Source organism: Pseudomonadota bacterium (genome assembly GCA_013285445.1).
Taxonomy (GTDB): domain Bacteria; phylum Pseudomonadota; class Gammaproteobacteria; order Xanthomonadales; family Wenzhouxiangellaceae; genus Wenzhouxiangella.
In genome coordinates, this window is record CP053448.1 from 635,307 (window position 1) to 649,791 (window position 14,485).

A 14,485-nucleotide genomic window follows, 5' to 3' on the forward strand; every position below is an offset into this window, starting at 1 on the left:
CGGGTCGGAGTTTATCCTGTCGCAATAATCGAGCCCGACTATGGAAACTGAAACCCTGACCGCGACCGGCGATACCGAGCTGCTGCCGAGCATTGGCGATCACCTGGAGGACCGGGCCAACGAACTGTGCCGCCTGCTGATCGAACAGGAGCGGCTGCGCGAGGAGGATCTGCAGCGGGCCCGCAGCTATCAGGAACAGCATGGCGGCAACCTGCTCACGCTGCTCGTCCGGCTGGGACTGGTCTCGGAGCGTGACCTGGCGCGCGCCCAGTCGGAGCTGCTCGGCGTCGACCTGGTCACCGACAAGAACTATCCCGAAGCGGGGCCGCAGATCGACAGCATCTCGATTCGCTACATGAAGCAGCAGCACCTGGTGCCGGTCCAGGTCGACGATGAGCAGGTGGTCGTGGTCATGGCCGACCCGACCGATCCGGTGGCCAACAAGGCGCTGGAAATGGCCACCAACCGGCGGATCTCGCCGCGGGTCGGCATCAGCTCGGAGATTGACAACGCGATCGAACGCTACTTTGGTGGCGGCAAGTCGGCCATGGGGCAGATTGCCGAGCATCTGGGCGGGGAAGGCGGCGGCGAGGATGAAGAGGATGTCGAGCATCTGCGCGACCTGGCCTCGGAAGCACCGGTCATCCGTCTGGTCAATCTGATCCTGCAGCGCGCCGTCGAGTCGCGGGCCTCCGACATTCACATCGAGCCGTTCGAGAACCGCCTGAAAGTGCGCTATCGCATCGATGGCGTACTGCAGGAGGTCGAGGCGCCGCCGGCGCGCTCGACCGCTGCGGTGATTTCACGCGTCAAGATCATGGCCAAGCTCAATATCGCCGAGCGCCGGCTGCCGCAGGACGGCCGCATCATGCACCGGGTTGGCGGCAAGGAACTCGATCTGCGTGTCTCGACCGTGCCGACCGCGCACGGCGAGTCGGTGGTCATGCGTATCCTTGACCGTGAGGCGGTCGTGCTCGATTTTGCCAGCCTGGGTTTTGCCGCGGATACCCAGAAGACGCTCGAACGCGAGCTGGAAGTGCCGCACGGCATCATACTGGTCACCGGTCCAACCGGTTCGGGCAAGACCACCACTTTGTATACCGCCCTGTCTCGGCTCAACACCCCGGAACGCAAGATCATCACGGTCGAGGATCCGGTCGAGTATCAGCTCGAGGGCGTCAACCAGATCCAGGCGAAGTCCTCGATCGGGCTCGATTTCGCCCGCGCCCTGCGCTCGATCGTGCGCCAGGATCCCGACGTGATCATGATTGGCGAGATGCGCGATCTGGAGACGGCCAAGATCGCCATTCAGTCGGCGCTGACCGGCCACCTGGTGCTCTCGACCCTGCACACCAACGACGCCGCCGGCGGCGTGACCCGAATGCTCGACATGGGCGTGGAAGACTACCTGCTGACTTCAACGGTCAACGCCATCATGGCCCAGCGGCTGGTCAGGCGGCTTGACCCGGAAACGAAGGAAGTCTATGAAGTGCTGCCCGAGATGGTCGAGGAGCTCGGGCTCGACAAGTTTACCGATGAGCGGCCGATCCGGCTGTGGCATCCGGGCACTTCCGAGGTCAGTCCGACCGGCTACCGTGGACGCACCGGCATTCACGAACTGCTGGTGCTGTCAGAGGAAATCCGGCGCATGGTCATGAAGCACGCCACCTCCAGCGAGATCGAGCAGCAGGCCCGCAGGGAAGGAATGCGCACGATGTACGAAGATGGTCTGCTCAAGGCGCTGGCCGGCGTGACTTCCGCCGAGGAAGTGCTGCGCGTCACTCAGGAGGCGTGATGGCCAGGTTTCCAGCCGGCCGATGCAGCTGCGGTGAGACCCGGTCCCGGGGAGCGCTGAATGCCATTGTTTGAGTACAAGGCGGTGGCGCCGTCAGGGGAAACGCTGACCGGGGAGATGGACGCGCCGAGCAAGGACCTGGTCATCGCGCATCTGCAGGAGTCCGGGAATATCCCGGTTTCGGCGCGCGAGGTGGGGTCGGGTTTTCGCCTGTCGACGCTGATGCACGGTCGGCGGGGGCTCAAGCAGCGCGAGATCGGCGATCTGACCCAGCAGCTGGCGACGCTACTGGGCGCCGGCCTGCCGCTCGACCGTTCCCTGGGCATTCTCTCCGAGCTGGCCGAGAACGATCGAATTGAGGCGACCGTCGACAAGATTCGCAACCGGGTGCGCGAAGGGGGCGCATTGTCCGAAGCGCTCGAGGAGCGCCACGGCGTGTTCTCACGCTTCTACATCAACATGGTACGGGCCGGTGAAATCGGTGGATCGCTGGACCGCACGCTCTCGCGCATGGCCGAGTACCTGGAGCGATCCAAGGAGCTCAGGGACAGCGTGGTCTCGGCGCTGATCTACCCGGCGCTGCTGGTGGTGCTCGCGATTGCCTCGCTGATTCTGCTGATGGTCTACGTGATTCCGCAGTTTGCGCCGATGTTCGAGGAGTTTGGCGGTGACCTGCCCCTGCTGACCCGCATCGTGATGGGTATCGGCGCAGCGCTGCAGCAGTACTGGTGGGCAATGATCGGGACGGTGGTCGTGCTGGTGCTGTGGTTCCGCGGCCAGATGCGACGACCGGCCTCCCGGCGACGGTGGGACCGGCGCTTTCTGCACCTCAAGGGCGTGGGCGAGGTCATCTCGAAGATGGAAACGGCGCGCCTGGCGCGTACCGCCGGGACGCTGCTGGTCAACGGCGTGCCGCTGCTGTCGGCACTTTCCATCGCCAAGAATGTCATGACTAATACGGTGCTCGGTGACGATGTCGCCGAGGCCGCCAAACAGGTCAAGACCGGAACGCCGATGGCACGCGCGCTGGCGGCGAACGGCAACTTTCCGCGTCTGGCGCTGCAGATGGTCAACGTCGGCGAGGAAACCGGCAAACTCGACGAGATGCTGCTCAAGGTTGCCGATACCTACGATCGCGAGGTGCGGGTCACCATCGATCGGCTGATGGCCCTGCTGGTGCCGGCGCTGACCCTGGGGCTGGCGTTGGTCATCGGGGTTATCGTGATGTCGGTACTGATGGCCATTCTCAGCATCAACGAGCTGGTCGTATGACCGGTGGATTTTCATGAACTGCTTCGATCAAGCGAAGCCGGAGGTAAGGATTCAATGAACAGGTTCAGACCCAGCGGAGGATTTTCCCTGATCGAATTGCTGGTGGTACTGGTCATTCTCGGCCTGATTGCCGGGCTGGTCGTGCCCAACGTGCTCAAGCGTGGCGAGGACGCCAAGGCCAAGGCGGCCGCGGCCTCCGTACAGCGGCTCAATCAGGCGGTCTCGGAGTTCTATCTGGACAATGGCCGTCCGCCGCGCGAACTGAGCGAGCTGGTCAATGCGCCCTCGAACGCACGCAACTGGAACGGTCCCTACGTCAACCAGTCCAATCTCACCGACCCCTGGGACAACACCTACCAGTACCGCTATCCCGGGGAACACCGGGATTTCGATATCTGGTCCTACGGTGCCGACGGATCGCCGGGCGGCGAGGGGCCCAATGCGGATATCAACAGCTGGGACTGACGCCTCTTGCAGACCGGAGCCGGACACCGGCGGCATCTTGCAGGCCGGCTTCTCGCTGATCGAGCTGATGGTCGTGATGGTGCTGGTTGCGCTGCTGTTTGCCGCAGTCGGCCTGTCGGTTTCGCGCTCGATCAGCGGCGCCGAGGTTCGCAATGCCGCGCGCGAGCTGACTGCCGGACTGCGGCACACTCGTGGACAGGCGATCATCCGGCGTCAGCAGCAGGTCTTTCAGGTCGATACCGACCGTCGCACCTGGCAGGCGGCCGGTCGCGAGCCCAGGCCGCTGCCCGATGGTCTGGAAATGACCATCAATACCGCCCGCTCGGAAATGACCGACGAGCGCGTCGGCGGCATCCGCTTCTTTCCTGACGGCGCCTCGACCGGCGGCAGCATCGTGTTGCGCGCCGGCGAGCGTGAATGGGAAATCACTGTCGGCTGGTTGACCGGCGAGGTCAGTATCGACCAGGAGTATTAGTGGTTCGTACCCCAACGACTATCGGCACGTCTCCGCTTCCGCGCGCTGTGGCGGGATTTACCCTGATCGAGGTCATGCTGGCGTTTGTGGTGTTTGCGTTGCTGTTCGGCGTGGTGCTGCAGATTCTGTCGACATCGGTCAGCAATACGCGATTGTCGGGAGACTATACGCGTGCAGCGCTGTGGGCGCAGTCAATGCTTGACGGGCTCGGCATCGAGGAGATGATTGAGCCGGGCGTCTCCCAGGGGCAGTTCGACGCGCGCTTTTCCTGGCTGCTGGAGATCGAGGAGACGGGCGTGTTCGATGAGCGCGGTCTTGATCCTGAAGCGCTGCCGATTTCGCTCTACTACGTTCGCTTGACTGTCGAATGGGGCGAGGGCCGGCCGCGCCAGGCGGTTTTCGAAACCCTGCGCTCGGTTGACACCTACTGGGAGGAACGCCAGCAGCAGATGGGGGGTGGGCCGAGATGATGCCAGGCTTCGACAGGACGGCCGGCCGACCGCGCTGGCAGGTCTGTCGGGCTGCCGGCCCGGTGACCGGGGTGCCCGGCTGGCGCGGCCGCCAGGCCGGATTCACGCTGGTTGAAGTGCTGCTGGCCATTGCGCTGGTCGCGCTGATCATGGCGATGGCCTACGGCGGGTTTCGAGCCAGCGTGCGCGCCACCAGCTCCGGCGAGGCGCTGATCGAGGAGACCAATCGCCTGCGCATCGTGCACCAGTTCCTGCGTCGCCAGCTGATGCAGAGCCGCTCGCTGATCATCGAGACGCTGGACGAAGAGGCGATCATCCGCTTCGAGGGCGAGCGCGACCGCATCCGCTTCGTCGCGCCGATGCCGGGCTATCTCAGCTATGGCGGGCCGTATGTACAGCAAATCAGTCTGGAGCGCGGCGATGACGGTCTCGAGCTGGTCTACTACTACGCCATGCTCAACGGCTATGAACCCGGTGATCTCGAGAGCAGCGACGGTATTGTGCTGCTCGACGGGCTGGCCGACGGTGAATTCATCTTTCTGGATGCCGAGGAAGACGGCATGTCCACCTTCTGGACCGATTACTGGGAGGCGCCCGAACGCCTGCCGCTGGGCGTCGGTGTGTTGCTGGACATGGATCGTGCCAACGGGCTGAGCTGGCCGGATCTGATCGTGCCGGTGATGATTGACAGCGATCGCGCGCAGCAGCCGCGAGGTCTTCGCCGAGCCAGCGACTTGCTGATGCCGCCGGGGCGAGACGGATCGGACCGCAGGCGTCGCTGATGACCGTGGCCGGGGCGTTCACAAAGCGAGAGCAGCGCGGCGTTGCCCTGATCGTGGTGCTGTGGATTGTCGTGCTGCTGACGATCACGGTGGGCGTTTTCGCCGTGCTGGCGCGAACCGAGAGCCTGCAGGCACGCTTTCTGTTCGACACCACGACGGCCCGCTACGCCGCCGAGGCGGGCATTCATCGCGCCGCCTACGAGATGCGCAACCCGGATATCGAAACCCGCTGGGTGCCCGATGGTCGGCCCTACCAAATGGAATTCGGTGATGCCATGGTCGAGATGCGGATCACCGACGAGACCGGAAAACTGGACCTGAATCGCGCCAGCGTGGAACTTCTGACCGATTTCTTCATCTCACGCGGTGTCGAGGAGACCGAGGCCATGCATCTGGCCGATGCCGTCCAGGACTGGCAGGACAATGACGACCTGCCGCGCCTGTACGGTGCCGAAGTCGATGAGTACAGCGCGGCCGGTTATCCTTACGGTCCGGCCAATATGCCGTTCGGTTCGGTTGACGAGCTCCAGCAGCTTATCGGCATGAGCTGGGAGTTGTTTCAGCGCATCGAGCCTTATCTCACCGTGCATGCCAATCGCGGTCAGATCAACCCGGCCTTTGCTCCGCCGGAGTTGCTGGCGGCGCTGCCGGACGTTGATTTGGAAGGGGCGCGCCAGTTCGTCGAGGAACGTCGACAGATGCTGCCGACCGACATGCGGGAACTGATGTTGCCCAATGGAATGCTGGTGAGCTTGCGCGGCGGCGGCCGGACCTTTAGCATTCGCTCGCGCGCAGTGCTGTCGACCGGCACCTGGAGTGAAGTCCAGGCGACCGTCGAGCTGGGCAGTGATCTGCGTGGCCGCCCTTTCCGCGTCCTGAAGTGGCGTGATCATGTTGAGGACCAATGATCCAGGATCGAGTCAACGAATACTGGGCCCAATTGCGGGGCCGATACCGCAGCAGCCCGCTGCCGGCATTCTTGCGCTGGTGGCGGGGCGAGCTGGCCGGAATGCTGCCGGCCGGGCTCAGGCGCCGCATGATTCCGCCCAGGCCGGTGGTCTTGCTGCTGCCGGACGGCGACGGCGACCAAGTGTCGGTCTGGGCCGGGAGCGAGCCGCCGGAACAGCGCGATCGGTTCGATCTGCGCTCCGATCCTGCGCTGCAGCGTGATCGCTGGCGTGCCCTGCTGGATGAGTTTCGCGACGGCAATCCGGAAGTGCGGCTGTGTCTGCCGCCTGATCAGGTGCTGCAGTGCCCGGTGGAGCTGCCCCTGGCGGTCGAATCGAACCTGGGCCAGGCGTTGCGCTACCAGCTCGACCAGATCACACCGTTCAGCGCCGACCAGGTCTGTTTCGACTATGCGGTTGTGGAGCGCGACCCTGAGCGCGGTCGCCTGAAACTGGATCTGCGGCTGGTGCCCGTGGCGCGAGTCGACGAGTTGACCACCCTGCTGGGGGCGATTGGTGTTCGGCCGCATGCCGTGGACTGCCTGGCGTCTGCTGATGATTCGATCGTCGCCGAGGGCTTCAATCTGCTGTCGGAATCGGAGCGGCCGCGCTACGTCTACGCCAGGGCGCGCACCAACTGGCTGCTGGCCGGCGCCCTGGTTGGGGTGCTTGCCGTGGTTATGGCGGTCTCGCTGATCGTGCGGCAGCAGGCGGTCGATCGTCTCAACCGTGACGTCGAGCAGCTGCGTGCTCAGGCGGAAGCAGTGCTGGCGCTGCAGCAGGAGCTTGACGAGGCCCTGAATGCGGCGAATTTCCTGGCCGAGCATCGGCGCCAGCGCCCGGTCTTTGTTCGGGTGCTGGACGAAATCACGCGCATCCTGCCCGATGATATGTGGCTGCAGCAACTGCAGCTGAAGGAAAACGAGCTCGAAATGCACGGCATGGCCGACGGTGCCCAGCGACTGATCGAGCTGATCGATGATGCCGAAATGCTGACCGACGCCGAGTTTCGCGGCTCGATCGACATCGACCCCAACACCGGTCGGGAGCGATTCCGCGCCGCCGCCCGGGTACTGACACAGAATGAGCGCGATGCAGCTGCTGCCGAATCTCGAGAATAACCGGCCGCTGGCGCTGGGTCTGCTGCTCATTGCGCTGGCGGTGGTCTACCTGGTGGGGTTTCACTGGTTCGTCGCCAGGCACCTGGCGCTGGCCGATGAGATGTCGGACCTCGAACAGCGTGCCGCCCGCTTCAAGGCGGCCGCCGCCCGGCGGCCTCATCTCGAGGCGCAGCTTGAACGGCTGCAGAGCGAGCGGCTTGACTCGGCCCTGTTTCTGTCCGACAGCAATTTCAACGTAGCCGCCGCTCGACTCAGCCGGCAGTTGCGCGATGCCATACGTGAACATGCCGATGATACCGATCTGTGTTCGGTCATCCAGACGGCCAATCGTCCCGATCGCGAGCCTGAACGTTTCGAGCGGGTCACGGTCAATGTGCGTATGCAGTGTCCGCTGCCGGACCTGGTGCGTATTTTCTACGCCCTCGAAACGTCCGTGCCGCTGGTCTTCATCGACAATCTGATGCTGCTGCAGCGGGTACCAGCCGATCGGGTCGGGCGTCGTCGCGGCACCAGCTACGGCCAGATCGATGCACGTTTCGACATGTATGGTTTTCTCAGCGAACAAAGCGAGGAGTAGCGGGTTGGTCATGCTTGATTTCCAGCGCAACTTGTTGACGACTCTGCTGGTGGCCGGCCTGGCCGGTCTGGTCGCGCTCGGTGCGGTGTTGCCCTGGCTGCTGGGGCCGGTGGATGTCGAGCGGATCGAAGCGACGCGTGCACCGACCCTGGAGGACGTGCAGGTCGACGCGCCCGAAACCGGGCTGGCCGAGTTCGATCGCTACGTGTCCATTCTGGAAAAGCCGGTGTTCTTCTCCGATCGTCGTCTGCCGGTGGTCGAGGCGCCCGGCGAAGACGAGGAGATGGTTGTGCTCGAAGACGAGCAGGTCGAGCAGGTCGAGGCGCTCAAGGCCGCGGTGGCCGGTATCGTGATCACGCCTGAGCTCAAGCTGGCCATGGTCAACGACGAAAGCGCCGGCAAGACCGTCGTGCTGCGCGAGGGCATGAGTCTGCAGGGCGAGCAGGCGGCCTGGCGACTCGAGACGATCGAGGCGCGCACGGTTCGATTCGTGTCGGTCGACGGCCGCGAGACCGACCTCGAATTGAGCGTCAATACCCAGGCGCTGACCGGCGCGCCGCCCAGCCCCGGGCGACGGTCCCGGGACGCCGCCGGACAGGCGGCCGGCGAAGAAACGCAAGAGGCCGACGCGACCGCGGAGGAGGCCACCGAGGAGGCGCGGGCGCGGGCCGAGGAGATCCGACGTCGCGTTGCCGAGCGGCGCGCACAGCTGCGCGCCGAGGCCGAACAGCGCGCCCAACAACAAAAAGGTCGACAGGATAATTGATGACTGATCCATCGTTTCGCCAATACGCCGTTCCCCCGGTCGTGCTGTATGTGCCGTTGTTGCTGATGCTGCTGGCCGCCTGCGCCTCCACCGAGGATCGTCGTGACGCCATGCAGCGGTCGCAGCCGACCGAATATGCCGCCGGACAGTCTGCGCGCCCCGGCGACGGTGAGATCCGGCTGCGTGGTGGTGACGAAGACTCGGATGAAGACAGTTTCGAGGACACCGAACTTTTTTCGGGCAGCGGCGTGTTCATCGACGAAAGCGCCACGCGGCCGCGCGCCGAACCGCCGTCGGAAGACGGCGAGATCACGCTCAATTTCGAGGGCCAGGGTATTCAGGAAGTGGTGCATGCCCTGCTTGGCCAGTTGTTCCAGGAGAACTACGTGATCGCCCCCGGAGTCAGCGGGGAGGTGACCTTCGCCACCGCCAAGCCGATCAAGCGTGACCAGGTCATGCCGGTGCTCGAGATGCTGTTGCGCTGGAATAACGCAACCCTGATCTGGCGCGAAGGGCGTTATCACGTGGTACCGGTTTCCGATGCCGTGCCCGGCAATCTCGTGCCACGCCTGGACTCGGCCCAGCGTGCCCGGGGCTACGAGGTGATGGCGGTGCCGCTGGAGTATGTATCGCCCGACAAGATGGCCGAGATTCTCGAGCCGTGGGCCAAGGAAGACGCCGTGTTCAGCACCGATAACGCGCGCAGCCTGCTGTTTCTGGCCGGCACGCGGTTCGAGCTGGGCAACTATCTGCAGATCGTCGAGACCTTCGACGTCGACTGGCTTGCCGGCATGTCGGTGGGCATTTTCAACCTGCAGCGGGTCGAGGTGGGTGACCTCCTGCCGGAGCTGGAGGGCATTTTCGGAGAGGAGGGCGATACGCCGCTGGCCGGCATGTTTCGCCTGCTGCCGCTCGAGCGGCTCAATGCGCTGATGGTCATCACCCCCAACGAGCACTACCTCGAAGAGGCGGAAAAATGGATCCAGCGCCTGGACCGCTCCAGTCCGGAGGCCGGTGCCCGGCTGTACGTCTACCGGGTCAAGAACCTGGACGCCGACGTGCTGGCCGGTTACCTGGGTGATCTGTTCGGCACCGGCGGCGGTCGCAGCAGCCGGCCGCGCGAGTCGCGCGGCGGCCTGGCGCCGGGGCTGGAGCGCGCGTCGACATCCACGGTTGGCGAGTTCCAGCAGTCGCGCGCCGAGCGCGACAGTGGCGGCCAGGATCAGCGCCGGATCACCGAGGGCGGGCTGCAGCTCGGCGCGGACGGGGATGTTCGCATCACCGCCGTGATCGAGACCAACTCGCTGCTGATCCAGGCCTCGCCGAGCCAGTACGATGCCATTCTCAGCGCCATCGAGCGGCTTGACGAAGAGCCGCTGCAGGTGATCATCGAGGCACAGGTCATCGAGGTGACGCTGACCGATGACCTGCGCTACGGGGTCAACTGGTTCCTGTCCAACGCCAACCCCGACAGCGAGGATTTTCCTGGATTTCCGGAAGATTCCGTGTTTTCCCCGTCGCGCGAACAGGACCGGGCCTTGCTCGGTCCGGGGGGGCTGTTTACGACCATTACCCGGCGCAGCGTCGATCGCACCTTCGTGACCGCAACGATCAATATGCTCGAGACCCTGTCGGATGTGCGCACGCTGTCGACGCCGACGCTGCTGGTGCGCAACAACGCCGAGGCCTCGATCAATGTCGGCCGCCAGGTGCCGATCCAGTCGACCTCGATCTCGACCGGCAATTCGGACCGGGTGCTGGGCACCACCCAGTTTCTCAACACCGGTATCATTCTCGAGGTGACGCCGCGCGTCAATCCCGGTGGCCTGGTCTATCTGCAGGTGCGCCAGGAGGTTTCAAGTCCCGACCAGAGCGACCTGGACGCAGGCCGCAACCCCACCGTGGCCAACCGCGAGGTCAATACAGAGGTGGCCGTCCAGTCCGGCCAGACGGTCATCCTGGGCGGGTTGATCCAGGAATCCAGCACCCGGGGCCGATCGGGCGTGCCGTTTCTGAGCCGGATCCCGGGCCTCGGCGCCTTGTTTGGGTCACGCAGCAATGTGGCCGATCGCTCCGAGACGCTGGTGCTGATTACGCCAACCGTGCTGGAGTCGACCGAGCGGCTGGAAGCGGTCTCACGCAGTATCCAGCGCCGTTTCCGGGGGCTCAAGCCGCTCGATGGCGGTAGCGAGGCCGATCCGGACTCTTGATTTTCCACACTTGTACAGGTTCAACGACATGAAAGAAGATCCATCATTCAGACACGCGGGTAGACTGTTGTGCGCCGCGCTGCTGCTTGCCCTGGGGGCAGGGTGTCAGCAGGACGCGGGCCCGCCCGACGTCGAGGCGCGCGCCGAGGCGCGCTGGAATCACCTGATCGAGGGCGAGTACGAGCAGGCCCGGGCCTACTACTCGCCGGGATTCAGGGAGCTGGTCTCCGAACAGCAGTTTCGTGACAATATGCGTGACCGGCCGCTGCGCTGGCTCGCCGCGGAGGTGCTCGGCTCGGAGTGCGAAGAAAAGCGCTGCACGGTCTGGACCGAAGTGACCTATCGCGCGATCAAGGCGCGGATGGGCCAGGACAGCGTGGAGATCCCGACCACCGTCGAGGAGCCCTGGATTCAGGTCGACGGGCAGTGGTGGTACGCCCAGGACTAACCCCTTTACTTTCGCCCCTGGATGCCCTAGAATCGAACGCGCTGGGTCAGGCCGGGCTTTCCGGTCCTGCTCAACATGTGCTTACACAGAGCCCTGTGTCCAACAAATGAGGAGTGTTGTAATGAAAAGAAATACCTTGACGACCGCAGTGCTGGCGGGTCTGACGGGTCTGGCGGGCATGGCGAGCGTCTCGCACGCCGTCAACCTCAACCCCGACGGTCTCGGGCAGGTCCTGATTTACCCGTACTACACCGCACGCGGTGGCAATGACACGCTGTTTTCAGTGGTCAACACCACGGCCAAGGCCAAGGCGGTCAAAGTCCGTTTCATCGAGGCCCTGAACTCGCGCGAAGTGCTTGACTTCAACCTCTACCTGTCGCCCTACGACGTGTGGGTTGCTGCCATCACCGAAACCGATGCCGGCGGCGGACAGCTGCTGATTCCCGATACCTCCTGCACCGTGCCCTACTTCCAGGGCGGCGTGCCGGGCAATATCGGCGTGCAGCCGTTCCTGAACTTCCAGTACACCGGCGCGCGCAGCGACGGCGGCCCGCAGGGCATCGAGCGTACCGCTTCGGGCTATTTGGAAATGATCGAGATGGGTACCCTGGTGGGCAATGCCGCGGCGGGTGCGACCCACGTCGGTGGTGTCCCGGCCAGCTGCGCCCTGGTCAACAGCTACTGGGCCTCTGGCGGTCCGTGGCGTGCCAACCCGAATTTCGAGCTGGAGCCGGTTGAAGGCGGTCTGTTTGGCGGTGCCTCGATCCTCAATGTCGCCGAGGGCACGATGTTCAGCTACAACGCCACGGCCATCGACAGCTTCTGGGAGTTCGGCTCCATCGGTAGCCATACCGATCCCGGCAGCCTGGTTCCCGACCTGAACTCGGGCGATACCACCAGCAACGTGTTCCTGACCGGTGTCGCCATGGTCGATACCCAGACCTGGCCGGCCGGCGTCTTCGCCCTGAACGCCACGCTGACCTTCGACGAGCTGTTCAATGAATACATCGTCGATCCGGATCTGGCCGCGCGCTCGGAGTGGGTGGTGACCTTCCCGACCAAGCGCTTCCACACCGACGATGCCCCGGGCGGTGCCTTCGTTCCGCCGGGCGCCCCGATTCCGCCGTTTACGCGGACCTGGAGCCAGCCGGCCTGTGAAGACATGGAGCTGCGCGTCTGGGATCGCGAGGAGCGTGAGCCGGAAGGTGAGATCATCATCTCGCCGCCGCCGCCGCAGGTGGGCTTCTTCCTGTGCCGCGAAGCCAACGTGATTCGCTTCAGCCGCGATTCCATCGTGCCCGACCAGACGGAAATCCTCAAGGAAATCCGTCGGGACGGTGGCTTCACGCACCTGAGCTACACCAATTTCGAGCTGCCGGCTGGCTTTGACAGCGGCTGGGTCAAGTTCGATCTGACCACCATTCCGACTGGTGGCTCCCGTCTGTCGGTTCCGGCCAACACGACGGGCGTCCGCTATGCCGGTCTGCCGACGGTCGGTTTCTGGGTGCAGCGCTACACCAACGGTACCCTGCTTGATGATGCCGGTACTTCGGTGCTGTCGAACTACGCCAGCGCCTTCGAGCATCGCGGCAGCCGCCGGATCGTCAGCGACTGATTGTCTGACGTCCTGCCGGGACAGGATGCGGCTCCGCCGCTTCCTGCTCCCAAGCTCACAGAGGGGCTACCCACCGGGTAGCCCCTTTTCAGTTGCCGGTATCGCTGTTGATGAATTATTAACGCTTGTTTTCGCCCGCGTTTACCCGCATTAGCCGTATAGTATCGATCACCTACAACCGAGACGTCCATGGCCGTGAAACACAACCATCACCTCCTGATCCGCTCCGCTAGCGCCCTGTGCGCGCTCGTAGTCATGCTGCCGGTGCTCGCCAACAAGCAGCTGGTCATCAACGAGCAGCATCCCTGTGATCTGGACGCGACCTCCGCGGTGGCGATCGAGTCGGCGACCGGCAACGTCAAGGTGCAGGTGGCCGATCTGCAGGACTGTATCGGTGGCGGTCTGTCGCTCAGTCCGGTGCTGTCCAGTCCGCAGCCGGTCGAAGCCGGCTCCTCGGTGGAAATCCTGTGGGCCTCGGCCAACGCCGAGACCTGTACCCCCACCGGCAACCTGCCGGGCGGCTGGTCAGGCAGGGTCATCGGCCTGCAGGGGCCGGAAACGGTCAGCGTTCCGACCTCGGCCACCCCGGGTCAGTACAGCGCTGGCGTCGAATGCGCCCGCCAGGGCGAGGATCCGCTCAACGAAAGCACGCTGGTGGAGGTGATTGCCCCGGACGTGGGCTCGCCACCCAATGCGCCCAGCCTGACCGTCAACGGTTCAAGCTCGACGACGATCGATCCCGGTGACGACGTCGACGTCGTCTGGAGCTCTAGCAGCGCCACCAGCTGCTCGGCCTCGGGCAGCACGCTTCCGGGCTGGAGCGGGTCGAAGCCGACTTCGGGTTCGCTGACGGTCACGACCTCCGGCAGCCTGTTACCCGGCCAGTACGTCGTGCGGCTGCGCTGCTCGAACTCCGCTGGCGATTCGCCCTGGACCACGCGCACCGTCAACGTGGCCGATCCCGGCGCACCCGGCTGCGAGAACCGGCCACCGCCGCCCGGCATGACCCGGGCTGCGATCATCACCACCGATAACACAAAGGACGGGCGCATCTACAGCTCGGTGTTCAACGCCACCTTCCCCGGTACCTCGAACACCCAGGAGATTCTGCTCAACAGCAATACATACGCCGCTCTGCAGTTCAGCCGGGACTCGATCCCGTCGGGCGCCAAGGGCCAGATTAACGTGAATATCCCGCAGGGCTATGCGCAGGAGTCGACCGGCTTCAAGCTGTGGTCCATCTCGACCTGCCCGGGCGATTTCGACTGGCAGGCCATCGAGAGCGATCCGGATCTGGGGCCGGGCTGTATCAAGAGAGACGCATTGTTCTTTACCGAGTCCTTTACCTTCGGCGGTGCCAGTTTCCGGACCGACGAATCGCGCTGTGCGCTGAACCCCGGCGTCACCTACTATCTCAACTTCTTCTACAATACGCAGCCCGAGAACACGCCGGTCAGCGAGCTGCAGTGGAATTGCGAGATGAACAATTCGGTCTGCGGTAACGCGATGAACCCCGGCAATTTTATCGGCTGGGACTAGCAG

The 14,485-nt window shown here is 64.3% G+C and carries 14 protein-coding genes; all 14 read left to right on the plus strand.

Translation table 11 applies throughout. The features are described from left to right. Positions 1-40: 40 nt before the first annotated feature. Positions 41-1,795, plus strand: coding sequence for a type II secretion system ATPase GspE (gene gspE / locus HND55_02960; GenBank protein ID QKK01706.1), 1,755 nt, complete (start codon positions 41-43; stop codon positions 1,793-1,795). A gap of 60 nt (positions 1,796-1,855) precedes the next feature. After that, positions 1,856-3,067: a type II secretion system F family protein gene (locus tag HND55_02965; GenBank protein ID QKK01707.1), complete on the plus strand. Its 1,212-nt coding sequence runs from the start codon at positions 1,856-1,858 to the stop codon at positions 3,065-3,067. Between the two features lie 54 nt (positions 3,068-3,121). Continuing rightward, positions 3,122-3,532: a type II secretion system major pseudopilin GspG gene (gene gspG, locus HND55_02970; protein QKK01708.1), complete on the plus strand. Its 411-nt coding sequence runs from the start codon at positions 3,122-3,124 to the stop codon at positions 3,530-3,532. A gap of 37 nt (positions 3,533-3,569) precedes the next feature. Next, a complete protein-coding gene (locus HND55_02975; GenBank protein ID QKK01709.1) occupies positions 3,570-4,007 on the plus strand; it encodes a prepilin-type N-terminal cleavage/methylation domain-containing protein in 438 nt (145 codons plus the stop codon). Then, positions 4,007-4,477 carry a hypothetical protein gene (locus HND55_02980; protein QKK01710.1) on the plus strand — a complete coding sequence of 157 codons (471 nt, stop codon included), beginning with the start codon at positions 4,007-4,009 and terminating at the stop codon, positions 4,475-4,477. The genes HND55_02975 and HND55_02980 overlap by 1 nt, the downstream gene beginning before the upstream one ends. Continuing rightward, a complete protein-coding gene (locus HND55_02985; protein QKK01711.1) occupies positions 4,474-5,259 on the plus strand; it encodes a prepilin-type N-terminal cleavage/methylation domain-containing protein in 786 nt (261 codons plus the stop codon). Before HND55_02980 ends, HND55_02985 begins: the two co-directional genes overlap by 4 nt. Next, on the plus strand, positions 5,259-6,167 hold the full coding sequence (locus tag HND55_02990) for a general secretion pathway protein GspK (protein QKK01712.1): 909 nt from the start codon (positions 5,259-5,261) through the stop codon (positions 6,165-6,167). The genes HND55_02985 and HND55_02990 overlap by 1 nt, the downstream gene beginning before the upstream one ends. Next, complete coding sequence (locus HND55_02995) at positions 6,164-7,327, plus strand: PilN domain-containing protein (GenBank protein ID QKK01713.1); 1,164 nt, start codon at positions 6,164-6,166, stop codon at positions 7,325-7,327. The genes HND55_02990 and HND55_02995 overlap by 4 nt, the downstream gene beginning before the upstream one ends. After that, positions 7,299-7,904: a hypothetical protein gene (locus HND55_03000; protein ID QKK01714.1), complete on the plus strand. Its 606-nt coding sequence runs from the start codon at positions 7,299-7,301 to the stop codon at positions 7,902-7,904. The genes HND55_02995 and HND55_03000 overlap by 29 nt, the downstream gene beginning before the upstream one ends. 10 nt (positions 7,905-7,914) lie before the next feature. Continuing rightward, a complete protein-coding gene (locus tag HND55_03005) occupies positions 7,915-8,670 on the plus strand; it encodes a hypothetical protein (protein QKK01715.1) in 756 nt (251 codons plus the stop codon). After that, positions 8,670-10,880: a type II secretion system secretin GspD gene (gene gspD / locus HND55_03010; protein ID QKK01716.1), complete on the plus strand. Its 2,211-nt coding sequence runs from the start codon at positions 8,670-8,672 to the stop codon at positions 10,878-10,880. The genes HND55_03005 and gspD overlap by 1 nt, the downstream gene beginning before the upstream one ends. A 28-nt stretch (positions 10,881-10,908) precedes the next feature. Beyond that, the gene (locus tag HND55_03015; protein ID QKK01717.1) at positions 10,909-11,328 is read left to right on the plus strand and encodes a hypothetical protein; all 420 of its coding nucleotides are present in this window, start codon (positions 10,909-10,911) and stop codon (positions 11,326-11,328) included. A 121-nt stretch (positions 11,329-11,449) separates the two neighbouring features. Beyond that, positions 11,450-12,943, plus strand: coding sequence for a hypothetical protein (locus tag HND55_03020; GenBank protein QKK01718.1), 1,494 nt, complete (start codon positions 11,450-11,452; stop codon positions 12,941-12,943). 189 nt (positions 12,944-13,132) lie between these two features. Next, complete coding sequence (locus tag HND55_03025; GenBank protein QKK01719.1) at positions 13,133-14,482, plus strand: hypothetical protein; 1,350 nt, start codon at positions 13,133-13,135, stop codon at positions 14,480-14,482. Positions 14,483-14,485: the final 3 nt, after the last annotated feature.

Bases quoted from the DNA above. Each gene is read 5' to 3' on its own strand.
- HND55_03005 (QKK01715.1), top strand. From the start codon at position 7,915: ATGCTTGATTTCCAGCGCAACTTGTTGACGACTCTGCTGGTGGCCGGC.
- HND55_02985 (QKK01711.1), top strand. From the start codon at position 4,474: ATGATGCCAGGCTTCGACAGGACGGCCGGCCGACCGCGCTGGCAGGTC.
- HND55_02990 (QKK01712.1), top strand. From the start codon at position 5,259: ATGACCGTGGCCGGGGCGTTCACAAAGCGAGAGCAGCGCGGCGTTGCC.
- HND55_02995 (QKK01713.1), top strand. From the start codon at position 6,164: ATGATCCAGGATCGAGTCAACGAATACTGGGCCCAATTGCGGGGCCGA.
- HND55_03015 (QKK01717.1), top strand. From the start codon at position 10,909: ATGAAAGAAGATCCATCATTCAGACACGCGGGTAGACTGTTGTGCGCC.
- HND55_02965 (QKK01707.1), top strand. From the start codon at position 1,856: ATGCCATTGTTTGAGTACAAGGCGGTGGCGCCGTCAGGGGAAACGCTG.
- gspG (QKK01708.1), top strand. From the start codon at position 3,122: ATGAACAGGTTCAGACCCAGCGGAGGATTTTCCCTGATCGAATTGCTG.
- HND55_03025 (QKK01719.1), top strand. From the start codon at position 13,133: ATGGCCGTGAAACACAACCATCACCTCCTGATCCGCTCCGCTAGCGCC.
- gspD (QKK01716.1), top strand. From the start codon at position 8,670: ATGACTGATCCATCGTTTCGCCAATACGCCGTTCCCCCGGTCGTGCTG.
- gspE (QKK01706.1), top strand. From the start codon at position 41: ATGGAAACTGAAACCCTGACCGCGACCGGCGATACCGAGCTGCTGCCG.
- HND55_03000 (QKK01714.1), top strand. From the start codon at position 7,299: ATGCAGCTGCTGCCGAATCTCGAGAATAACCGGCCGCTGGCGCTGGGT.
- HND55_03020 (QKK01718.1), top strand. From the start codon at position 11,450: ATGAAAAGAAATACCTTGACGACCGCAGTGCTGGCGGGTCTGACGGGT.